Here is a 23,201-nt window from a genome sequence, read left to right as displayed (position 1 = left end):
AAGCCGCTTCAATTCTTGTCTTTATTTCGTAATTGAATAAAATAATCCTTTAACTTTTCAGGTAAAGGAATGAATTCCAATACATTCTCGCAAAATGAAATACCTTCATTCGCAATGTAAAAAATAATCACCATTTCTCTAATAGGAATATTATTCCCTACAATACTTTCAACTTTCACAGAAACTGCCACTACAAATAAAATCATTACTTTTTTGGCGATTCCCAACATACCTATTTTGCTTGATAGTGATTTAGTAGCGATTGCTTTAAGCCAACCTGTTACAAAATCAACAATCATCAAAAATAACAAAACATCTAGCAACTGATCCATTCCCCCAAGAAAGCTAACGCAAATACCACCTACAATACTTGCTGCAATTGATAGGTGGTTAAAATATTTTTCCATATTAAGCTCCCTTAATTTCCAGGTAGTTGAGGAGCTTTCTTAACTCCAATAACATGAATTACTCTAAGATTATCTGTTTTTGTTTCAATAGTTCCACTTTTAGAAATAGTTTTTGCATACGTGAAATTAATTTTATTATTAGAAACATGAATTAGCATCTCTCCCATATCCCAACCATTGCTTGTAGGATCATCGTAAATGTTAATTGCAGAACTTCTAATATCTATTTCGCCAGATTTATTATTCAGGATGGTAGCATCTGTTCGATTACCTTGATATTCACAAATAAATTTTACTGCCTCATAGTTGCTTACATTGTCGAGCAACGTGACTGTGCCATCAGAAAATTTAATAGGCTGTCTATTTAGCAGCACTTCATTATTCAGCTGACTTACATTAGCTAATTTATTCCATGGTGTCCACGTGGCAGGGCTCCCTTGTCTGCTACGGGTGTATGTTTCACCTTTATACATATACGTTTGACTTACAAATGTATTATCAGCATAAACAACTAAAGCACCATAAGCTGCACCCGAATAAGGTCTATTTGCGCCAGAAGCACCGAAGACGGTGTAAATTCCTTTGTCTAAAATTTCATCCCAGTCCTGTGCCTTAATAACGGTTTTCTTAGAAACCAGTGCGCCATTTTCTAAAGCATCCGTTATTTCACTAAAGTTTTCGTTCAGCATGACTTGATAGTCTGCATCACCTTTTTTAAATGTATACATTCTTTTCCTCCTTAATACCTAATTTCTATAACTTTGTATGCTTCAATAAAACGAATAGTTCTATTATCTATTTTGGTTACTGTTGGATTTACCAATTTAAAGTTCATTGGTACTTTAACTTTAAAGCTGAATAAATCAAGATATTCTACACTGTGAGGAATCTTTTTCACATTGCTACCGCCTAGACCTGTCGGCTCATTAGCTAGCCCTGCTAGTCCAATGCCATACTCCCAGTACAAAACTTGTACTTTAGGATAACTACGTAAATTATAGACAATAGCTGGCAGGTCTTCCGTGGCCTTCATTTCATTGATTTGATTCTGTAAATTTGATGCTTGATTTGTATCTAATTCATTTTTTAAAGCTGCAAACCATTCGTGGACTAAGACATCAAAGGCACTTACTTTTCCATTGCCTGTGCGGATAATTTCTTCAATATTAGAATCCATATCGGTTTGTGCTTTTGCAACGTAGTTTTTAAAATCATTTAAGATTTTTTCATAACTCGTCTTGTTGGTTTCTGCAATTTTTTTTAGCATTGCTTCATATTGTGCTTCTAATCCTGATACAGAAACATTGGCAAAAGGTGTTGAATAACCACAAACTTTTGCATCTGATCTCTTATCTGTGATTAAATCTGCAGTAATCGCCGAACTGTTCCTTGGTACTTTGACCGTTGCTAGTTGGATTTCATAAACTTCTGTTGAGCGCTCTACAGAGACATTGCCTTTTTTGACTGCTACATAAGCTTGTCTAGCGTTCAAGTCATGACGAACAACAATTGAATCTGTTCGATCTTGTGTTGAAGAAGCAACGTCAATAGGTACTGCAAAAGCAGACGTATTTATATATTGATAACCTTTTAAGCTTGCTGAACCTGCTTTTACAACAATTCTCATTCCAACAGAATCAGCTGCAGTCACTCTTAATGCTTCACCAACTGACATCATGACGCCATTGCGAAAGATATTTTCAAAGTATTTTGCCCAGTCTGCCGATGTATAAGCACGATCGTATGTGCCATCATCTTGCAAAACGGCATCATAAAATAAACTTAATTCCGCCAAAAATAACCACCTACTTTCCTTTTCTCTTGATTACATCAATAATTGTTTTACTTTGGTTACCGAATTCGCCGTCAATATGGTAGCCTTTCTCATCCCAAGTCTGAGTTACAGAATTTAGAACCACTGTATCTGAATAGCCAAAAGAAGAAATACGTTTTACACGATCCCCCAATTTATAATCTCGACCATAAACAAAAAGACTATCATTCAAATTGATAGTCCCATTCAATGCCAAAACTCTTGGTTGTTCAGTTAATTTTTCTTTTCCTCTTGATTGCAATGTGGCAATATATTGTGCATCTGGCATTTTTACATCATCAACAGTCTGTTGTAAGTCACGAGCATCGACGTATATTTCTTTTCGTTCGAGGCCACTCAAATTGTTATTTACTTGAGTATGCTTACGAGCTTTTCCTTCGCCTTCTCCATAAATAAGGGCTGTAGTCGCTTCATCATAGTTGTTCTTTTCTAATGATTCATTAGTAACATTTTCAAACTCTGCACTAAATTGAACTACACTAGAAACATCTTCACTTTTTCTAAAACGAATATTTGTTCCAACTTGGCCGTTTGATGTTGAACCAATACGCCCATTCGAGATAGGAATTTCGTCAAAACCAAAATTGTAACTTTCACACAGTCCCTCTATCTCTTCTTCAACATTCCCATAACTATTTTGATAACTAATGTTTGAATTAGTAATTGCTGGCGGTTGTTCAACAGATAAGTAACTTATTTTTCTTTTTGCATCTGACGGAGAGACCACTTCGTTCCGTAAGTGATCGTAGCAAATCAGCTCTGGTCTTTTTGTTTGATTGTAAATTCGATAAACAATTCTCTTACCAGATTTTGCAAAAAGAGACTTCCCAGAAATTGTAATTAATCCACTGCTCAAATCATCGCAAATAATAGAATCAATATAGTAAAAGCAATTATTAATCAATAGCACTGTGTCTTCGTCCATTAATTCTTTTGGCATGTACTTTAAAAGAACAACCGTTTCAAAAGTATTGGCTGACTTGAAATTTTCTTTGACACTCATTGATTTCCATATGTCCAGAATTGCCGTTGACTCATAATCAAAGCCAGACTTTCTTCGAAACACCTCTACAAAAGGTAATGGCATAAAATCCATAGCTACACCCCGCTAACTAATGGTGTAAATTGCATTTCACATGTAATTCCATTTTGAGAATTGTTGGCCGCTTTTAGTTGTAAATAGTTATCTCCTTTAGATAATCGAAAGAAACTACTGCCCTCCATACGTTCTGGAACAGCATTAGTTTCTACACCATTAACAATTTTTTTCGCATACAACTTTCCACGTACCGTTGAAAGTTCGAATCTTGTTCCAGGTTCAAAGGTTCCTTTAAATCCAAAGAAGGTTTGTTTTGTCACATCGTAAATCTGCGGATCAGTTACGGTTGTTACACATTTCATATGAAAAACCGCTCCAACCTGCACATCTCCATTGTTTACAATCTTTTCAATATTCCCTGATTCAAAGCGGCCAAACGTATGCTTCTCGCCTTGAACAAAAACCATTGGAAAAATAAGCGTTGGCTTTAATGTTGCCAAAGGAACCAGTGAGTTATAAAACGATACGTCCCGGAAATAAGAATCGAATGCTTCAAACTGTAAAGAGAATAAGTTCCATTCATCAACCTTATAAGGATTATCCTCGTATAATTTGAAACTAGGCGCTTGGATTGGTAATACGTCGGTTTCATACTCCTTGTCATAGACTTTAAGAGTTAGCTTACCTGTTTGTTTTAGATCGATTTTTTGAATCATATCTCGGCGCAACTGATAAATTTCTTCTTCTGTTTTTCCAATTAAAGTGCCTTCAAGCAATGGTTTCCGAGTGCTTAAACGGATTCCAACAACTTTTGCGCCATCTTCTCCAAATACTTCTTCTGCTAGCACGACATTTTCTGGTGCTTCTAAACCTTCCACATTTTGCAAAAAATAAGGAGCCTCCTCATTAAAAACGAGTTGCTCCCCATTTTGATTCGTATAAACTAATTCTAGTTTCACTATTTAAACCCCCTAGCCAAGTCACGTAGTTGGCGTTTTGTTTCAATCGCTGTTTCTCTCGGTGTTTTCGTGTCAGCACCTGTGATATATTGTGTTACTTCCATGTTTTTTATATTTCCGTCTTTCAAGTAAGAAACCATTTCACGCATTAGAGAAGCAAGTTCGCTAAAATCATTTGATTCATGTGAATCTTGAACAGCAATTAGATTTTTAACAACTGAAGAGTTTCTCGGAACTCCCACGCCGTTTTCATAATGAGGAATTAGTTTCTTTGTTTCTGAAGCTTTGATTACTTTTGATCCTTTTGGTAAATCTGGTAAGAATACATTTCTACCTTCTGGTATGAAAGGCACACCACCTTTAGGAATTACCAATTCTTTATAAGTGCGTCCTTTTTGGTCATTGACGATTGCCGGACCACCAATATGATTATTGGTTCCTGTTTCGAGTCCTAAAATTTTTGCTACGCCAGCGCCTAAATTAGCTACTACGTTTAAAGTTTTAGTAATTACCGAAGGGCCAGAATTAAAATCACTTACTGCATTTTTCGCTTGAGATGCTGGGCCACTCGCTTGATCATTAGCCCTCAATAGTTTTTCTACTGGATTGTTTGCTGCAAAAATATTTAAGCTACTATTACCACTTGAAGCCGCACCGACAACTCCACCTGCATTTCCTCGCAGGTTTTTCGTTCCTGGATTGTTGGCATTGTAGGTGTTCAATGCATTGCCACCTTGTCGAGCTGCAGCTTGCGCATTTGAAGAATCTCCACGTAGTATTTTCTGTGCTGGATTGTTCGCGTTAAATGCATTTAAGTTTTGAATACCTACCTGTGATTGATTTGATACATTGGAAGCATCTCCGAGTAATTTTTTTAATTGTGGCTTTATTTGGTCATAAGTTTGCACGCTTAATGTTCCATCAGCTATTTTTGCTTTTAAATCTTCATTATTACCAAGCATTTTTTTTACTGGATCAGGTAATAACTTCCACGCATTAAAGCTTTCTTCCGACGCCATAACTTTTGTTAATAAGTCGGTATTATCTCCAAGCATTTTTTTCTGATCAGCTGGCAAGGCATTCCATTGTTTTAAACTAGTATCGGAAGTCATAATCTTTTGTAGCACATCAGAATTATTAGCTAGAAGTTTTTTCTCATCATCTGGTAAATTTTTCCAACGATTATACGATTGCTCTGATCCGTATATTTTTGAAAGTAAATCGTAATTATCACCAAGAATTTCTTTTATATCTACTGGGACTTGTGACCAATGAACGATTTTATCTTGGGATTGGCTCAACACATCAAGAAAAGATTGGTTTTTAGCCTTTAATTCTTTAACCTGCGGCTGATAGTCTTTCCACAATCCCAAATTAAGCATTGTTTCAGCCATTACCTCTGGCGTATTTGAATAAAGAACAGCTTTTTTCTCTTCGAAATTCAATTTACCCCAGCTGCCTTTTGCTTGCAATGCTTGTGTCATTGTTTTTGTAACGTTACTATCTAACAAAGCTTGTTGTTCGGTAAACGTCATTTTCTCCCAACGTCCATTAGCGATGGCAGCTTCTGCAATCATCAACTTAGCATTGCTCTTTAAATCTGCATTTTTTGATGCAAATAGTAGTTTATTCCATCCTTGTTCAGATTTTGCAGCTTCTGTGATTGCTTCTTGGGCATTAGATTTCACATGTCCGTCTTTGTCTTCTAAAACTAAATCATTCCAAAAATCAGCATACTCGCCGCCTTTTTCTGACATAAGTTCAACTTTTTTTGCGTTGTCTTCTGCTGCTTTAGCAGAAGTATTTGTCATATCTTTAAATGAAGAAGCAATCACTTTATTTTGTGCAACTGCAGCTTCTGATGCATTTCCCATGGTATTTATTAATTGACCATTTGAAAGTAACACTTCATTTGTTAGTTCTGGATATTTTGCAAGAATCGTTGCCATTTGATCATTAGTTATTTGAGTTGCTGACTCACTGCTTTCCTTTAATAAATTCAATAAATTTTTAGAAAGCTCACTATTCAAGTCTTCTCCACCATCTACTAATTGTTTCTTCAAGTCATCTCGCATCTTTTGATATTCGAGAGAAGACTGTTGTCTTTGTTTTCCTAGTGATTGCAACCAGTCTCTAGCTTGTGCTTTCGAAGCATCACTCACATTTCCAGTCATTGCATTCAATATTTGTTTAGATTCTTTTTCGCTTTTTCCTAAAGAATTTACATAGGCTTCAGCACTTTCTTTCGCATAAGCCTTTATGCGAACAGTTTCTTCATAACTAATCTGACGGTTATTATTTGAAGCAGTCTGTTTAATTTGAGTAATTTTGTCGTTGTTTTCTTTAACTATTGTTAAATACTTTTCATCTTTTGCTAGCTTTTCTGAAATTAATTGATTACCAGCTTCTTTGACATCATCAGGTAAAGTTTTAACTATCCCTTTCAGTGTCTCAATCTTTTTAGTCATTGTTGTTTCAATTGATTGCCCCATTTTAGAAAAGTTATTTACAATTGATCCTGTATCATTTGAAATCCCTTGTTCTAATAAAGAAAATTCTCCACTAGCACCTCTGCTATAACCTTGAAACTTAGTTAAAGCATCGTCAGTGGCTTTTCCTACATCAGTTCCCCATCGTTGTGTTCGTTGGGAACTATTCCATGCCTCTTCTCCCCAGAGTTTCCACACTGCTACACCTGCCCCAATCGCTGCAGTTGCACCTAACACCCAAGGATTCAATAAACTAAACCCTTTAGTCAATGAACCAATTTGTGTTGTGGTTCCTCCAATTTTAGCTGTTAATCCACCTAACGCCGAACCAGAAGAAGCAATGCCTTTTCCGAATCCAACAGAAACAGAACTACCTTCTGCAAAAGCTTTTGTAACATCATCAATCGCTCTTTTTTTAGACATAGCAGCCATTGTCTCAACAAAGCCCTTGCCTAAAAATCCTACACCCTTTGTTAAAGTACCTGTTAACTTGATAGCAGGCCCCATTGCAGCAGTTAATGCAACCATTTTAACAATTGTTTGCTGTGTTTTAGGATCAGCATTTGAGAAAGATTCCGCTAAATTCGTTACCGTTTTGATCATTGGCTTAGTCGCTTGCAGCGCATCTCTCAATGCTTTTACTAAAGGACCACCAAACGTGATGCCTACGTCCACTGCTTCATTTTTAAGCATCTTTAATTGAGATTCAGTAGTTTCATATCGCTTGTTAGCTTCCTCTGTTAAAGCGGTGTTTTCTCCCCATGCTTTAGTTCCACGATCTACAGCACTTTTAAATACATCACTGGCACCAGCTGCACGTAGCAAACTATCACGAAGACGAACTTCTGTTATTCCCATCTCGTCTAAAACAGCAATTGCAGATTGTCCGTGTTCCTTCGTTTTTCCTAGCCCTTCAATAAATTTGATAATAGCACCTGAAGCATCCTCTTTGAAAGCTTTAGAAAATTGTTCTGCAGACATTCCAGCTACTTCTGCAAAATCATTTAATTTTCCTGATGCATCGGTGGCTTCTTTATGCATTGTTTTTAATTCTTTGCTAGTTAACCCCATTGCACCAGCAGTGTTTTTTAACTCTTTACCGCCATTTCTAACAGCGCTAGAAACCTGTTCCATAGATACACCAGTTTGTTGGCTTAAACTCTCTAACCCTGCAAATGCATTGGCTCCATTTTCTACAGCCAATTGCATTTCAACCATTACTTTAGAAAATGCGGAACCGCCTGCTTCTGCTTCAATCCCTACAGAACTCAATGCAGCCGCAAATCCCATGATTTGAGCTTCGCTCATCCCCACTTGGTGACCAGCACCAGCGAGACGTAGGCCCATTGCGGTTATTTCTGATTCGGTTGTCGCAAAATTATTACCCAAATCAACAATAACCGAACCTAACTTATCAAATTCTGTCTGTGGCATTCCTGTGATGTTGGCCAATCGAGCTAAGGCAGTTGCTGCTTCTTCTGCGCTCATGTTCGTTGATTCTCCTAAGTCAATCATGGTCTTAGTAAAACCAACTACATTTTTAGTTTTGATCCCTAACTGTCCTGCTGCTTCTGCAACATTGGCAATTTCCGTGTGACTTGCAGGTAATTCTTTCGCTAATCCACGAAGACCATTTTCCAAATCTTTGTATGAGTAAACAACCTTACCTGTCGAATCCACAACTTCATCATTGGTCTTTTTCACACCTGCAAAATCAGATTCCCATTTAACAGCGGCCGTTGTTACTGCTGCAGCTCCTACGAGAATTGGCAAAGTCACACCCTTGGTCAAGGCTCCCCCAACTTTTTCCATTTTTTGTCCACTAGCAATCATTTTTTCACTAGCGTTATAAATGGCGCCAGTGGCACCAGTAGTTTTGACTTGCATTTCTGCCATCTGACCAGCTGTTTGAATTAATTGAGATCGATAATTTGCTAGTTTACCATTAGCATCTTGCAATTGAGTTGCTAACCTTTTAGTTGATTCTGTCGCTTTCCCATCTACAAATGACTCGTTATAAGCTTTTTTCAATGCAGCAACTTGTTTCTCCTGCGCCCCAATAATGTTAGTTAAACCATCAAAACGAGTGCCAAGCTTGCCCATTTGATTGCCCGCCATATCAGCGATTTTTGCATTAGCTTGCATTTCTTTGGCTAAATAACGAACTTCTTTTTTTGCATTTGCTGCACCACGACCGAAATCAGAACTATCCAAGCCCAACTTAATGACCATATTTCCTAACGGCGTTCCACCACTCATTTAGTTACCTCCTTCCCTTTATGCGCCACTACGCTTGACTAATTCACTTAGTGGTCGCACCTCTTGTTTTTTCTTTTTAGTTTTCTTTTTCTTTGGTGCTTTCAATAAGATTTCATCAATATCCAAGCAATCAGTATTCATGAAATCCCGAATCGTCCACCCAAGTTCTGTAACTGAATCACGGACAAAACCAACCTGCAGGTCATAAAATTCAGACCAACTTAGATTTCCTCCGCCTTTTCCTTTTTTGACTCTTCCACATCTGTCTTAGATAGACCAAGAACTCGATAGCTGATAATTTCCCATATTTTATCAATGTCTAAAGCATCCATACCGTTAAGAATTGCTTCTTTAGTAAGTTCCTTTTCATCGAATAAATCGGCGACGAATTGAATTTGCATTTCTAAATACTCGTCAGCTGTTGGTTCTAATCCTTCGCTTGTTTTTTCTTCTCTAAGTGAATTTTCTTTTTTTATATAGTCTGTACGCTTAGAAAACGGCACAAAGTCCTGTGTAAAAGTTTTTTCTTCGCCATCAATGCGTAAAGTTAGTTCAATTTTACGTTCCATTTTTTAACCTCCAAAAAAAGGACGACTAACTAAAGCCGTCCTTAATCAATAAATTTTTATTCTGCTGCTGATACAGTCAAAGTACATTCTGCTGTAAAATTACCGTCTTCAGTTGTGCCAACAAGTTTTGTAATACCTTCCGAAACGCCTGTTACTTTTCCTTGCACTGGCGTTACCGTTCCAATCGCTGCATCTTCAGAACTGAATCTATACGCTTTGTTTGTTGCGTTTTCTGGCATGATTGTAGGTGTTAACGTTGCTGTTTCACCAACTTTTAAAGCTAATTCAGTCTTATCCAAGGTAATTCCTGTTACTGCAATAGGTAATGTTTTAAATGCTGGTACATCAACATGATCAGATTCTTTTTCTTCACCGCCAACGGTGGCAACACCTGTGACAGTAAAGTCACCAGCTAAAACATCTGTGTTTGCGGTAATTCCTGTAATAGCTAAAGGCGAAACACCTTCTGCAACAGGATTAGTTTCACCTTTTTTATAAAGTCTAAATTTTTCTGGTGGAATAAACGACATTTCTTGTCCTCCTAACTTAATTCAATATTGGCCCCATCTGTGGTGGGAGTAACAGCTCCCACTGTGGGGCTTGCTACTTTTCCGGCGCTGGTGTTTCTTCACCAAATAATTCTGTTGTCAATTCTGCTAGAGCTTCTGAATTATCTGCAAAACCGACAGTAACTTTTTTACCGTTAATTTGACGAGAAACAGCAGAATAAACATATTCGCCAGGCTCTGGCGTAAAGTCGTCATCATTTAATGTTTCGCCTTTGACACCATCTAATGAGAATGTGCCTGCATACATACCGAAGCCAAGTTTTTCGCCATATAAATCTTCTGATTCGATTAATACTGCGTAGTAAGGTGGCTCTGTATCCTCGCCAATATGATAAACTTTGCTTTCCTCGCTAGCTTTTTTATGCCCTAACATTTCATGTTCAATGGCTGATGGTACATCTAAGATACCTAAGTTTGCTGCAATATCTCCGTGCCCTTTACGTGCCACGTAGTATGCAATATTTGATCCGAAAACTTTTGACGGTTCTTTGGTTAGTCCTGTAATTTCAAAGCTTGCTGCGGCCCCTTCTTTTGGCTTGCCATCAATGACATGTTTCTTACCAGCGACTGGCTTTAATTCATTGTCCAATTGTTGAATAGTGATTCTGCTAAATCCGTATGTTTGCATAAATTTTTTCCTCCTAAAAAAAAGACACCAACTTAATAGTCGGTGTCGTGAATTTGTGTATTTTTTTGGTAACGTCTTGCATCTACAAAACGTTTTGTTTCGTTAAAGTACTGATCTAAGCCACCATCTAGGCGACCAAATCCAATTTGTTTCATCGTTTCTTCAACTGCTTTAGAAATTTGCTTGGTTACCATTCTGTCCATGCTTTCAACATTTATTTGATAATTGAAGCGAATTGACAAAGCTTTGTTGTTGGCAAAATAGGCGTTGTTTTGTGGACCAAGAAAGTTATCAATGATAATGAAAGGCTTGGTAGTATCCAAAGTTTCTGGTACTTCATAAAATTTAATTCTTTGAGGTGTCACAAGTTCATTAATTGTTTCATTTTCAATCAAGGCATTGTAAACTTCCATCATCATATCTTTCATTTAGCTAATTCCTCCATATCCGACTTCATCTCTCCAAATGCTTTCGCTTGAATTTCATCAGCTGCAGCCTGTAGTTTTCCCATTCCACGAGGTCGTACATAAGTACCATAGCGCGTATAGCCGAACTCATTTAAATGGACGATAGGCGCACGTTCCTTTGAAGCCCAGCCAGTCTCAACTCGTTTTGGATTACTTTTCACACCACTAATTATAACTAAGTCATGCGTTTTTCCGGAATCTATATAACTAGCCATGTATTTTTTTACAGTCTGCTTGTTTCTTTCGCCTTGTTTTTTTAAAGCTTTGTTTGAAATTCTATTTACTCGTGCTTGACCTAGTTTATCTTCCATATTTTTGAGAATTTCTTCTAACCCTGTCACTTCGCTCATGACGTTATCCCTAGAACAATCTTGATAAAACGGTTATCTTCAAAATCTGGTGAAACATCTACTATTTCCCATTCTTTGCCCACTGGTAAAGCTCTATAGTCGTCAATAACAACTTTATGTTTGTTGCTAGGGATATAGTCTTGGTGTGGATCACGGATTTTAATTGTCAGCCCCTCTTTAGTTCCTTTTGCGTTCAATATTTCCATGTCTTTCATTGATGGATTGTAGATTTGCGCTTTACATGAATGAAGTTCTTTCTTTACTATTTCGCCAGGTTCAGGTCCTTCTCCCGGAATAAACTGAAAAAAAGAAACTGGCGTTTTTAATTCGCCAGCTCCTATTTTGGGACGTTTATAATTAGGGTGTATTGCCAAATCCTTCACCTCCTGAAATATCGATGGAAGCATCCATAATGCTTTGCTGAAAGTTGGGATAAAAATATTCTAAGGCTTCGTTTCTTACATAACGAGTTCTTTCAAAAACAAGTTCTTTTCCTTTTCGATATACTTTTGGATCAAAATCTCCTATAAGCGTTCGAATATCTTCAAAGGAATCATTTAATTGTTCTTTTATAGAGTCATCGTCTGACGAATGAAAGATTTGATTTCTTTCTTTGAACTCCTTTAAATATGATTCCATCTAATCCCCCCGTGCTATTTCAAATCGATAGTTGCCCCATCTGTTGTTGGGTTTATCTTATTAACAACAGGGGTGTTTACTTTGTTGCTGGTTCTCCATCGTCAATTTTAATATCATAAATTTGCGCTGCATCGTTATCAGCTGGCTCACCATTGCCCAATAAGTCGGCAGCGTATAATGTTGCACGTTTCATTGCAAATGTTTCTTTATAAACATAGACTTTTTCTGCACGTGATTGAGTAGCATCATACTCTCCACCAACAAAAGCAATCAATTTATTCTCTTTTACTTCTAAAGATTCAATGATATGGTCTTCAGAAATAAATGGTAAGTTTGAAACGAATACGCCATTTGCATTTTGAGTAGTGACACGAGCAACAATATCGTAATAGTTCAATGGATTAACAATTAAGTATACATTCCCTTTAACTTTTCTTGTTTTTTCCTCTCCCTCGTCACCATCGCCGACTTTATCAGTATATTTAGAAGCTTTCTTCAATAACATTGCGAATTCTTTAACCATTGTCTGTGAATCTTTAAAAGTTAAGATCCCTGCTGATTCTTTATCAGCATATCCATTTGTCGGATCAATTGCCGCATTCATATCTTTTGTTAGTCCAATAGGTTGATTATGACCAGACCCATTGATAATTGCTTTTTCCCATGCTTCTGCGATTGCTTCAGATAAACATAAACGAACGTATCGGTCAACCCAGCGTGGACCTAATTCTAAAGTGTCATTTGAAATTAAGAAAAACGCTGTTAAAGCTAATTGATTAAATTCTGTTGCACCAAATTGTGCATCTAATTTCCCTTCAATATCTTTATGAAGTGGCCCCCATACCGCTACACCTTTACGACGAGAACGAGTAATTTTAGTTTTACCTACTGAAGGGGTAAAATTAATAATTTTTAACAATGGACGTTCTTCTTGTAAACCTTCAAAAACACGTTCTAAAATTGTTTCTGGCCAGACTAAATCTTCATCAAATCCACCCGCTTTTTCAACTTCGTTATAAAATTTTGTTTCTTCATTAGTTAAAGTGTGAATGCCACGAGCTTCAAGCACACGGTTATCTGTTACATTTTTCAGCTCTTCATATTCAGCTCGTACTTGCTTTCCTGCATCTTCTGCAACAGCAGTAACATATGCTTCTAAAGCAGCATTTACCTGTTCTGGTGTCGCCTCTTCATTTGTTGATACTGCATTAAATTGTTTCTTCGCTTCATCTGTTTTGTTTTTTAATGTTAATGTCATAATCATGCTCCTTTAGTTAATCTATTTATTAAAGACTTTTGTTTTGGTTTTGATTCTTGTTTTGCTTCATTCGTCACAGCTTGTTGGTTTAAAGACATAGCTTCCGCAACAGCATTTTTCACCATTTCAGCTATATTTTCCTTTGAATCAGTTGAATTTTTTTCGGCGTTTTTCTTAACTTCTGTTGCAAAACCATATTCTACAGCTTCTTCAGCTGTGAACCATTTTTCTTCCCTCATCCATGTTTCTAATTGATCTGTTGTTTGACCTGTTTTTTGTGAATAAATTGAAAGAATGGAATCATCGATAGTTTCCAAAGCATTCAAAGTCTTTTGAATGTCTTGCTTATTTCCCCATGTAAATGTTGAAGCCTCATGAATCATAACTGAAGTCCCTACATTCATAATTGCTTCATCAGCTGCCGACAGAATGAATGTTGCTGCTGAAGCTGCTACACCAGTAACTTCTACCGTTACTTTTGAGGGGTGATCTTTTAAATAATTGTAAATTTCAACACCTTCAAACACATCTCCGCCTGGGCTATTTAATTTAATGGTAATATCGTCTGTCACTCCATCTAAAGTTTCCCTGATGCTCTTCGCATCAATAACATCATCATCAGACCAATATTTTTTTCTGATATTTCCCGAAAGAGTTAAAACTCTTTTACCTTCAACTAACTCGTTAGAAAACTGAAACGGCACGTTTCTAGTCTTTGTCATTCTCTTCCTCACCCCCTTTCACGAGTGCATAATTTTTAGTCATAATTAGCTTCTTACCTTCTTTATCTGGCAACGAATCATAATCCGTTTCTTCCCTCACTTCATCTCTTAGGAATGTTCCACTAGAGACGATTTTGTCAATTTGAGTTGCATTTTCCAGAATACTTACAGGTAAAACTTTAGTTACTTTAATTCGTTCACCGTTTTTATACTCTTGACGTGTAAGAACTTTTGCAGTTAATTCATCTTGCAGCTTTTTCATCAAAGGAATAATACATAGCTTTCTAAAAGCTTTGATATTGGAATCAAGTTCTGATTTTTCACCATAAATAAGCGCCGTAGGTACCCCTATGGCGTTTGCTACATCATCAATTAACGATGATTTCATTTTATTTAATTCCTCAAGAGACTGATTAGAAGAACCTTGCTTGTTCGTATATTCTTCATAATCAAATCCTTTAACTTTTGGGACTATAGCAACTGCTTTAGTGCTAAAAGCGTGATAAATTTTATTTACATACTCTTGTAATCTTTCCGAACGTGTTTTGCCATCTTTTCCTTTTTCTTCATTCATTGATCCAGTGGCTTCAATTGAAACAGAACCACGAATCTGATTATTTCGCATGGAGATTTCTAGTATTCGTCCGAACAATTCCGAATAGTCATTAAATAAACCCTTAGTAAATGAATCAAGCTCTTTACTGTTGTACTTTAAATAAATGACGTCTGACATGTAAAATTTTTCTGTAAACACTTGATCTTTAACGTAAACGTTGCTAAAGCAATCATCTGTGATTGTTTTTTGTTCTCTTGTATAGTCATCAGCTATTAAAAGTTGATCATCTTTTAAAATAACCAATACTTCATTTTCATCTAACAAGCGAAAGAAGAAGGTTTGCCAAAATGTGGTAGCCGACATATCAGAGTTGGGCCGAACGTTTAATATATAATCCCATTCTTCCATTCCTGTACTTTTGAATTTTATTTCTAATGTGGACATAGTCCTTGAAACAAAATCTATAACGGTATTTTTAGCCATTGTTTTTAAATATGATCGTGTAGCTAATTCATCCCCTGCAACAAAATCTGGAAGCCAGTCAGACGGTTCTTCATTTTTTGCTGATAGTTTGAAGACATCAAATAAACTCACTCATTCACCCCCTTTCACAATAAAAAAAAACCTATTTCTAGGCTTTTTTTATATATAGTTATCCATAATCAAACTATGCAATTCTTCTATTGTATTTGAAGCTACCAATTTTTCTTTTAATTCATCGTTTAGTTCTTTTGTTCCTCTTTTCAAAGATGTGTTTTTGCTTCCACCAATAAATATTTGTAGTTGAGCACTTCCTATATTAGGTTCGCTTAATCTGATATATTTTAATTTTTCACTTGTATTGAAACAAATATCCAAAACTTTTTTTGCAAGATCTAGAGGGACATCTTTACCTAGCCATATTGATTCTGCAGCATCATCTTCATTCGTTCCATAGTTAAGACTACTACTATAAATTTTTGCAGGTATAGACTTAAGTTCTAAATTATCAATTAGTTTTCCATAATTATCTAATCTTTGATTCACTAGTACCTGAAAGTCTTTCTTTTCAAATTGTTGCATATTACTATCAATATGCAAAGATTTATTTTCTGATACAGATGTAACCTTTATAACTTCTGTCTCCTGTGTTTCATTATTGAAAGTAAGTAAAAAGTTAGCTTCATCTTTATAATCAGATGGTCCATATAATTTTTTATGATGTTTTATCACTAGATAAACAAAGCAAGATAGCGTGACTATAGGAAATAAAACTATGAAAATAACAAGTATTAAGTTCAATACAAATTCTAACTGTGATTGAGTAATAACAATAGCTGCTATTCCTTCGGTCAATACTAAGAACATACCAATAATCCCCAGTGGATTATTAAAAAAAGACTTAATCTCTTTTCCAAATCGATTCAAATTAAAAACCTCCATTTTAAATCAATTATACAATAACAATATTGAGTCGTCATTAATTAAAATTTAATATCATTTAGTATAGTAAATGCATCTTCAAAATTATAATCTGTTAGTTCATCTGCCAAATACATTCCGCACACAAATGCTTTAAATCCATCTGTTTTCCTTCTAACTTCTTCCTTTTTTAAGTACGTCTTATTTCCATCATTGTTTGTCTTTACTAATACATTATTCGTGTACCACCGCATTAACGGATTTTCTCCAAAAATGATGTGTCTATTAGCAAACGCCGTTTCTATTCTTGGTGCAAGCAAACTATCGACCGCTCTAGGATTTTTTATCACAACCACTTCAAATCCCGCAGCTATTAATAACGGTCTCAATACATCCATTCTGAAATTATCGGCAACAATTTTTGTAACCCCGTATTTATATCGTTGTTCAACAAACCAATCGACAACTGTTTGTGGTTCAATTGTAGCTCCATCAACTACAGATAATAATCCTCTGTTTTCCCATTCTTTTATCGGTGCGAATCGTTCTTTTGTTTGTTCTGATGCTTTCCTGGAATATCCATAATATATGTCTGCAAATTGCTTTCTAACAAATGAATGGGTTTTAAAAACATAGTCATCCCTATCTTTAAATAAAAGACCACATGCAGCAAAATCTCGCAAGCTAGCAAAGTCCAAACATCCAATTGCTTGTCTACCTTCTAAATTTGGTAAAGGACGATTGGTGTCCATTATTTCTTCATAACTAGCCACTGATCTTTCTAAATCTGTAACTGGTAAATTCATTCGTTTAGTCATAAACTCTTCTCTATTTGACGGATCGTCCTCTAAGTCTTCATATTCTTCAAAAATAGTTTCTAAAAGGCTCTCGGCATACTCTGATAAAGGTTGATGAAACATCGGATTTGCTAATTCCCAGTTTTCTGATTCTGTCACTTGGTCTTCTGAATCTAATTTGCAAATAAAAGGGAAAATAGCATTAGGTCGACTAGAACCACTTAACACTCTTTTGGCTTTTTCTTTAAGAGAATCTAAAAATCCCTCTCTAACATATCCATCTGTTCCTACATAAAATTCTCTAGGGTTTGGCTTTTTTCCTAATCCGGAAATATGCACTTTCACATCTTTGTTCGAAGGGTATTGATGAATTTCGTCGAAAGCTACCGCTCCATCTCTTAAACCATCTTTAGTATCGCCATTCGACGTTCTAAATCTTATATAGCTGCCAGTCTTTTTAGAGGTTATAACTGTTTTTCCATACTCAAAAGCTTTTTGAAGTGTTTTATTTCGTTTGATTGTATTATAAATCTCTTCGAAAGAAGTTTTTGCTTGATCTTCTGAATTCGCAACAATCGAAATATTGTAATCTAGAATTCCATGTAATTCAGTTTGTAAAAAATTAAGAACGACAGAAAGAAGCCCGTTTTTACCGCCACCACGGCCAAACATCCATAGAAATTTACGATAAAAATTTCTGTTATTCTTTTTAAAATACAAAAAGACGAAAGCAATCAAAAATTTTTGAAATGGCTGTAATTCAAAAAACCATTTCTCACCATAATTGATGCAATCGTCTATCATTTTGTCATTAAAATATATATCGTCTCTTGAAAGTATATCTCTTTCAAGATATTCTATTAGTTCAATTCTTTCTTTATTTAGTTTTATTTCACCTTTTTTATATTGTTGTATATAGTAATCGACATGTTTTTGCTTAATCATACTAAGTCACTCTCGCTATAATTATCATCATCAACGCTAGTCACAATTTTTGTTGATTCATCTAAGTTAAGATCTTTTCCTAAAGCAATCAATGCACGTGAAATTTTAACTTTTTCGGCGATTGCTGGATTGATTTTTAAGTATTTCTGCGCTCCGTTTTCAAACTCTACAATAGTTCCATACTTAGAAATAGACGAATTCATTTTTTTATAAAGCTTTACTAAATCAAGATATCTCTCGACTTTTTCAACTTCTAGTTGATCGTTTTCGTCAATTTGACTCATCAACTGTTTTTTCAAGTCTGCCATTTTCAATAGCAATCACCCCCCTATAAAAAAATTTAACGTATATTTTTAGACAGTTGACCCCATCCACCGGTATCCCATATGACAATTTCTATTTAAAACTTTTTGACTGGGGGCGTAAAAAAAGAACCTCAAGCGAGATTCTTTTGTACTTTATTTGACTTCTTTATATTACATCCTCTATGTGCTAACTTGACGTTATCCCATTCATGTTTGCCACCCTTACTTAAAGGTATTACATGTTCAACGCTTGGATATTTGTTACCACAAATGATTGTACCGTTAGCATCTTCTATATAATCATTTGAGTCACATCCCCCTAAACATATATAACAAATATTATTTTCTTTACCTATTAGTTTAGATAAAGTTATCGCCTTATCACCTTCAGCATAATACTTTCTTCTTTCTAGTTCATTAAGTTTATTTCTGTTTCTAGTTTTACATTTGTAAGAACAAAAGCGTTGCTCCTTATTAGTCGAACCGAATGTATTACTGCATTCATTACACTTCAATTCGTGAATAACTTTAGTTCTGTTAGTCAAGTGCTCTGATGAACCTGTCAACCGACATTCCTCTGAACAATACTTTTTAGTATCATGATATGTTCTAAAACTATTACCGCAACATACACATGTAACTTTGTATGAACCTGTCTTGTCAGCATTCGCTCTACGATATCTGGCCCTACAAACATCATCACAAAATTTACGTCTGGGACTCTTGGTGTTAAGTAACTTATCGCCACACCATTCGCATTCCTTATTCATTTTAATTACCTCCGATTGTTCCGATAAAATAAAGAGGAAAGACATTCTTTAAATCAGGTAGCTACTCCTAACTCATCCTCTTATTTATTATATCGTATAAACGTTGTTATATCAGCTTCTACCACCATTCATCATCCCACTTTCTTTTTCTTTTCGATTCTCTATAGTTAAATCTTCCGTGTCGTTTATTGTGACAGTCTTTGCATAACGTTCTAAGGTTGTCTATATCTAATGCATGCTGCGGATAATGTTCCAACTCTTTAATGTGATCCACTTCAAGAATAGAATCATATTGAGTTGTTAACTTACCTTCTTGTTTGCACCACTGGCATTCGTAATGGTCCCGCTCTAAACACTGCTGTCTTAATCTTCTCCACTTTGATGAACCATAGAACTTTGATCTTGCTTGCTTGGATGATACATCAATCAAAATTACTCTTTTATCCCTTCTCTAAACAAAAGGACCGATTATTTTTAATCAGTCCTTTTGTTTATAATATTTACTCTGGTAAAAGTTCTTCCATTTCTTTAAGTTGGTTAGCTTTGATTATTATCCCTAATCCTATAGGTAGTCTTGAAACTGTACTTAGTTTTGTAGGAACGTGCCTTTCAACAATATCACCTTCTAAATTTTGAATAAAAACACTAGAGTTTATACCTAAAAACTTCACTCGTACACCAGTTAAAAAAACATCATTCCCCTCCTGATAAGGCCCAGTATTATACAAAAATACCGGCGAACCACTTGAACCAGGAAATATAGAACAGTCAATAATAAATTGTGGTTTATTTTGATAATCCAATTTATAATCTGATGCTGTTATTCCTCTTCTGACTAACGGTCTTACATTGATGTCATCCCACAGACCATTGGGATATCCAATTACAATAACATCTTCAATAGGACTTAGTTTTTCTATTTCATTTTCATTAGGAATATCTTCTTCTGAAACATATGTAATCAGAGGGGTAAGTTCAAATAGAGATGCTATAACATATAAACCCGGGAAAGGAAACACCGCTAAATCAATATCCGGATTGGGATGAAATACAACATTACCTTCAAGATTAGTAATAGGAAAATCGCGATTGATAATTGTTCCATCTTTATGTTCGCATCTCAACCTTATACTTAATTCATTTGCATCCTCAAGTACATGTCTATTAGTTACTATAACTGGTTTAAAATCTCCATTAGTTTCTACTCTCATCTTATAAAAAAAGCCTGTACCAACACTACTTTCAGTTTCTAATCTCACAGTACACGAAAGTAATCGTTCTCCTATATCCATGAATATTTCCACCTTTCTATTTTGTTAACAGTATTATATCTAAATTATAAGGTTAAGTAAAAGGCATAAATTGATTATTTTATAGAACAAATAGATATTTCAATATTGGAGTAGTAGTTATTCCTTTCTTATAAAGTTAATGTATACGTATTAACCAACGCACGTTGTACTTGCAGCACACCTTCAATACCTAGCGACTTAACATCAAGTTTCAATCGTTCGTTTAAGAACTGTGCATTGTGATCTGCTTCAAGTGTTTCTTTCTGAACGTAATAAAGTAATGCTGATGTCTCATCCATCTTCAGACCATATACCGAAATGATTTCAATAAATAATTCTGCAAGCGCATCTATATCTTTCTCTTCACGAACCTTCTTCATGATTTCTAAGAACTGTGCTTGCTGCTTTTTAATCTGTTCTTTTTTACTCATAGATGTAACAACCTCCTTATAAAATTATGTAAAAAGGACTGCATATAAATGCAGCCCTCGTGAAAGGTAGTAGCGTCAATTTGTTTGTCCGAACATTCATTGACGATCTATATTATTTAAGCAGCTTATGCCACTTACTGGAACAATAGGACTCGAACCTATACCAACGGTTTTGGAGACCGCTGCTCTACCGATTAAGCTATGCTCCATTAACTCTCGCAAACCTGTAGAAAAAAGAGAGAGGAAGTTCACCTCACTTCTTTAGTTTTATAATTGGTGGTTTGCGAGAGAATCTAAATGAGATCACAAGTGACTAAACGAAGAAAGTAGAATTTTTTTACTTCCTTGTAATCTCAAATCAAAAAAATAAGTAAGCAATCGTTCCGTTAATGTATTTGTGTAAGTGTGTCGCATTTCTTATTTTTTTGACACTATCATAATAACCCGTTTCAAAGGTATATGAAGTGTAGATAAAGTGTATAAAAGAGGTATAAAAAGTGTAATAAATGGCTACTTAAAAGCAACCAGTTCCAGTGCCGAAGCAAATTGAACAATAATCATATTAGATTCTTGTTTCACTGATTCTTCGCTGATGCAATTCCGTTGCGCTGCTAGATAGATCGGATTGCCGTTGATATAACGGTCATAGAAGATTCTTTTTCTTCGCTCGGTAACATCTGGTTTGTGCGGATGCTGAATCGCAGAATAACCTCTAACAAAAAGCTTATGAAGGTAATCAAACTCTTCTTGGGCTTCTTCTTTCTGGATTAACATTTGCTCGGCTTCGAAAACGTTATTGGCCGTTGATGGTGGAACCAAAGAGAATGAAGCTGTTACTTTTGGTTCCCTCGGCTGACCAACACGACATCTAGCAGCAAGATAGGCAGACAGGAACACACTGACGTTATGTTTAGTTTGCTCCATATCTACGTCCTTTGCATCTGGTGTTTCATATTTCTTTACGTCAAAAAGTACCATCCCTTGATTCCCCCGTTTATGGTATAATATTCGTGTCGAGAATATTACCAACGGTCGGAGGAATCCGGCTTTTTTATTTTTCTACTAAATAAACTTTTTACAATACGAACTATGTGATATTATTTTCAAATACATTTACTCATGATATAATCTTGTTAACTTTCTTGGGGATTTTATTTCTGGAATAATTTCCTCTTTTTCTATGGTAATTGCGAGCAAACAGTTACCAGTAGTTCCTGTCTCCACCAGAGACGCTTTATTGACCTATACGGTCACACGAACTCTAGCGCTTTACTTAGGACAAGTGCTAATGCACACCTAAAGGACGACTGGCGGAAAACAGTTGTCTTCTAACACATTAGCCAGTCAGTGGTCGGCTGGCTTTTAACTAAAATTTCATAGTCCGTAGTCATATACTATTTATGTGTATCTTCCTAAGAAAATTAACGAAAATTTCGAGGAGTCGTTCAATTGAAAAGAAAATTAACATTTATCTTGCGTAAAAGAATATTATCGAGCATTGTGTGGTTAATAATCTATTTTTATATAGTATTCAATCATAAAGATTATTCAATCCTTTTAGGACTTATTTTATTGAGTTATTTATATAACTTGGAAATTGATGTAATTAAAAATGGAAAAATTCAAACATGGCCTGACTTTAAAAATTCAGTCGATTGGCCTTTCTTTTTTATTGCCACAGGTTCTGCTTTATTCGTTATATTATTAATACTGTTTATTCTATGGATAATGTATGCAATAAACTGATTAAATCTGGTTTTGATTTCCATCTAAAATTAGTTTTAATAAATTATTTGAGGAGCATTCTACATGAAAAAGTATTTATTCACAATTCTATTGAGCTTGTTCAGTCTTATCGTTATAACTACTTGGGTTAGTGGTTATGACAACAAGGGGTTCCTATTTGCTATTACTGATTTTATAGGCACGAATCTGCTTATAAAATCCCCTAAGTTAGATGAATTTTATATGAATCAACCTTATTCTGTAAGAATATTTATTTCATCTTTAATTCATTTTATTTCATACTTTTCTCTGGGTTTGATTATAGACATTATTAGGAATTGGTTTAAATCTCTTAAAACTTGATTATCCGTCCTCCTCACTTAATCCCCAGCACTACATAGCCATCTTGTTGGGCATAATCTGTAATGTATGTTATTTCTGCAATATGAACATCACCTGTATACTGTCCGTCTTGATATTCGTTTAAGCGTAAGATATCGCCTTTTTGATAGTTACGGTCATTATTACGGATTTCAAAACGTTTATCGCCTCAATTGTGACTAGTTTTACTGTTTCATCTTCCTCAGGAACGTCAGCCATTAAGTAGCTTTTTTTCTCTTCGAATTTTTTATTTGAGTGATTTAGGCCTTCTGTCCAACAGTCCAACACCCAGTATTTTTTGAACTTTCATATCGATATAGTTTCATTCAGATTCCTCCTATACGCAAAACTCATAATGCTTTCTTTTTGTTATTCTGCCACTCATTTTGGACAGTAGAATGAACTTCTT

General features: G+C 35.4%; 25 protein-coding genes, 1 tRNA gene and 1 pseudogene. All 27 read right to left on the bottom strand.

The window, feature by feature from the left end; genetic code table 11:
- Positions 1-8 precede the first annotated feature (8 nt).
- On the bottom strand, positions 9-407 hold the full coding sequence (locus IGJ41_RS04820) for a phage holin family protein (RefSeq protein ID WP_002358058.1): 399 nt from the start codon (positions 405-407) through the stop codon (positions 9-11).
- Positions 408-418: 11 nt separating this feature from the next.
- Positions 419-1,135, bottom strand: coding sequence for a pyocin knob domain-containing protein (locus IGJ41_RS04815; RefSeq protein ID WP_104854291.1), 717 nt, complete (start codon positions 1,133-1,135; stop codon positions 419-421).
- An 11-nt stretch (positions 1,136-1,146) separates the two neighbouring features.
- The gene (locus IGJ41_RS04810; RefSeq protein WP_438713983.1) at positions 1,147-2,202 is read right to left on the bottom strand and encodes a structural protein; all 1,056 of its coding nucleotides are present in this window, start codon (positions 2,200-2,202) and stop codon (positions 1,147-1,149) included.
- 10 nt (positions 2,203-2,212) lie between these two features.
- Entirely contained in the window at positions 2,213-3,337 is a 1,125-nt protein-coding gene (locus IGJ41_RS04805; protein ID WP_438713981.1) for a siphovirus ReqiPepy6 Gp37-like family protein, read from the bottom strand.
- A gap of 2 nt (positions 3,338-3,339) precedes the next feature.
- The gene (locus IGJ41_RS04800) at positions 3,340-4,239 is read right to left on the bottom strand and encodes a phage tail domain-containing protein (RefSeq protein WP_002371567.1); all 900 of its coding nucleotides are present in this window, start codon (positions 4,237-4,239) and stop codon (positions 3,340-3,342) included.
- Complete coding sequence (locus IGJ41_RS04795; RefSeq protein ID WP_438713978.1) at positions 4,239-8,987, bottom strand: phage tail tape measure protein; 4,749 nt, start codon at positions 8,985-8,987, stop codon at positions 4,239-4,241. Before IGJ41_RS04795 ends, IGJ41_RS04800 begins: the two co-directional genes overlap by 1 nt.
- Before the next feature lie 18 nt (positions 8,988-9,005).
- Positions 9,006-9,128 (bottom strand): hypothetical protein, encoded by a 123-nt coding sequence (locus IGJ41_RS04790; protein ID WP_002396883.1) that lies wholly within the window; start codon positions 9,126-9,128, stop codon positions 9,006-9,008.
- 80 nt (positions 9,129-9,208) lie between these two features.
- Positions 9,209-9,556 (bottom strand): phage tail assembly chaperone G, encoded by a 348-nt coding sequence (gene gpG, locus IGJ41_RS04785; protein ID WP_002358069.1) that lies wholly within the window; start codon positions 9,554-9,556, stop codon positions 9,209-9,211.
- 56 nt (positions 9,557-9,612) lie between these two features.
- Positions 9,613-10,086 carry an Ig-like domain-containing protein gene (locus IGJ41_RS04780; RefSeq protein ID WP_104854287.1) on the bottom strand — a complete coding sequence of 158 codons (474 nt, stop codon included), beginning with the start codon at positions 10,084-10,086 and terminating at the stop codon, positions 9,613-9,615.
- A gap of 73 nt (positions 10,087-10,159) precedes the next feature.
- Positions 10,160-10,753 carry a major tail protein gene (locus tag IGJ41_RS04775; RefSeq protein ID WP_002358071.1) on the bottom strand — a complete coding sequence of 198 codons (594 nt, stop codon included), beginning with the start codon at positions 10,751-10,753 and terminating at the stop codon, positions 10,160-10,162.
- A gap of 32 nt (positions 10,754-10,785) precedes the next feature.
- The gene (locus tag IGJ41_RS04770; protein WP_438713975.1) at positions 10,786-11,181 is read right to left on the bottom strand and encodes a hypothetical protein; all 396 of its coding nucleotides are present in this window, start codon (positions 11,179-11,181) and stop codon (positions 10,786-10,788) included.
- Entirely contained in the window at positions 11,178-11,570 is a 393-nt protein-coding gene (locus IGJ41_RS04765) for a hypothetical protein (protein ID WP_438713973.1), read from the bottom strand. The genes IGJ41_RS04770 and IGJ41_RS04765 overlap by 4 nt, the downstream gene beginning before the upstream one ends.
- Positions 11,567-11,953 (bottom strand): hypothetical protein, encoded by a 387-nt coding sequence (locus tag IGJ41_RS04760; RefSeq protein WP_025188916.1) that lies wholly within the window; start codon positions 11,951-11,953, stop codon positions 11,567-11,569. The genes IGJ41_RS04765 and IGJ41_RS04760 overlap by 4 nt, the downstream gene beginning before the upstream one ends.
- Complete coding sequence (locus tag IGJ41_RS04755) at positions 11,928-12,209, bottom strand: hypothetical protein (RefSeq protein WP_002380686.1); 282 nt, start codon at positions 12,207-12,209, stop codon at positions 11,928-11,930. The genes IGJ41_RS04760 and IGJ41_RS04755 overlap by 26 nt, the downstream gene beginning before the upstream one ends.
- A 76-nt stretch (positions 12,210-12,285) precedes the next feature.
- Positions 12,286-13,473, bottom strand: coding sequence for a phage major capsid protein (locus IGJ41_RS04750; RefSeq protein WP_016633429.1), 1,188 nt, complete (start codon positions 13,471-13,473; stop codon positions 12,286-12,288).
- On the bottom strand, positions 13,470-14,189 hold the full coding sequence (locus tag IGJ41_RS04745; protein WP_156209164.1) for a head maturation protease, ClpP-related: 720 nt from the start codon (positions 14,187-14,189) through the stop codon (positions 13,470-13,472). Before IGJ41_RS04745 ends, IGJ41_RS04750 begins: the two co-directional genes overlap by 4 nt.
- Entirely contained in the window at positions 14,176-15,339 is a 1,164-nt protein-coding gene (locus IGJ41_RS04740; protein WP_174097973.1) for a phage portal protein, read from the bottom strand. The genes IGJ41_RS04745 and IGJ41_RS04740 overlap by 14 nt, the downstream gene beginning before the upstream one ends.
- A gap of 48 nt (positions 15,340-15,387) precedes the next feature.
- A complete protein-coding gene (locus tag IGJ41_RS04735; protein WP_438713970.1) occupies positions 15,388-16,152 on the bottom strand; it encodes a hypothetical protein in 765 nt (254 codons plus the stop codon).
- A 56-nt stretch (positions 16,153-16,208) separates the two neighbouring features.
- Complete coding sequence (locus tag IGJ41_RS04730; protein ID WP_438713968.1) at positions 16,209-17,888, bottom strand: terminase TerL endonuclease subunit; 1,680 nt, start codon at positions 17,886-17,888, stop codon at positions 16,209-16,211.
- On the bottom strand, positions 17,885-18,196 hold the full coding sequence (locus IGJ41_RS04725) for a P27 family phage terminase small subunit (RefSeq protein ID WP_002358082.1): 312 nt from the start codon (positions 18,194-18,196) through the stop codon (positions 17,885-17,887). Before IGJ41_RS04725 ends, IGJ41_RS04730 begins: the two co-directional genes overlap by 4 nt.
- Before the next feature lie 128 nt (positions 18,197-18,324).
- Entirely contained in the window at positions 18,325-18,759 is a 435-nt protein-coding gene (locus IGJ41_RS04720) for an HNH endonuclease (RefSeq protein WP_197080401.1), read from the bottom strand.
- A gap of 322 nt (positions 18,760-19,081) precedes the next feature.
- A complete protein-coding gene (locus IGJ41_RS04715) occupies positions 19,082-19,393 on the bottom strand; it encodes an HNH endonuclease (RefSeq protein WP_078122817.1) in 312 nt (103 codons plus the stop codon).
- A gap of 70 nt (positions 19,394-19,463) precedes the next feature.
- Complete coding sequence (locus IGJ41_RS04710; RefSeq protein ID WP_085444122.1) at positions 19,464-20,255, bottom strand: S1 family peptidase; 792 nt, start codon at positions 20,253-20,255, stop codon at positions 19,464-19,466.
- 128 nt (positions 20,256-20,383) lie between these two features.
- On the bottom strand, positions 20,384-20,686 hold the full coding sequence (locus IGJ41_RS04705) for a hypothetical protein (protein WP_078122819.1): 303 nt from the start codon (positions 20,684-20,686) through the stop codon (positions 20,384-20,386).
- 137 nt (positions 20,687-20,823) lie between these two features.
- A tRNA-Trp gene (locus tag IGJ41_RS04700) sits at positions 20,824-20,895 on the bottom strand.
- Between the two features lie 301 nt (positions 20,896-21,196).
- Positions 21,197-21,664, bottom strand: coding sequence for an ArpU family phage packaging/lysis transcriptional regulator (locus IGJ41_RS04695; RefSeq protein WP_002380819.1), 468 nt, complete (start codon positions 21,662-21,664; stop codon positions 21,197-21,199).
- A 1,123-nt stretch (positions 21,665-22,787) separates the two neighbouring features.
- Positions 22,788-22,961, bottom strand: a pseudogene (locus IGJ41_RS04690) (DUF3850 domain-containing protein); the annotation flags it as partial.
- Positions 22,962-23,201 lie beyond the last annotated feature (240 nt).

The sequence above is a fragment of the Enterococcus sp. DIV1537a genome (assembly GCF_051712085.1).
GTDB lineage: Bacteria > Bacillota > Bacilli > Lactobacillales > Enterococcaceae > Enterococcus > Enterococcus faecalis.
Note: the sequence above shows the minus strand (reverse complement) of the source record. Positions and strands in the feature narration are given on the sequence as shown.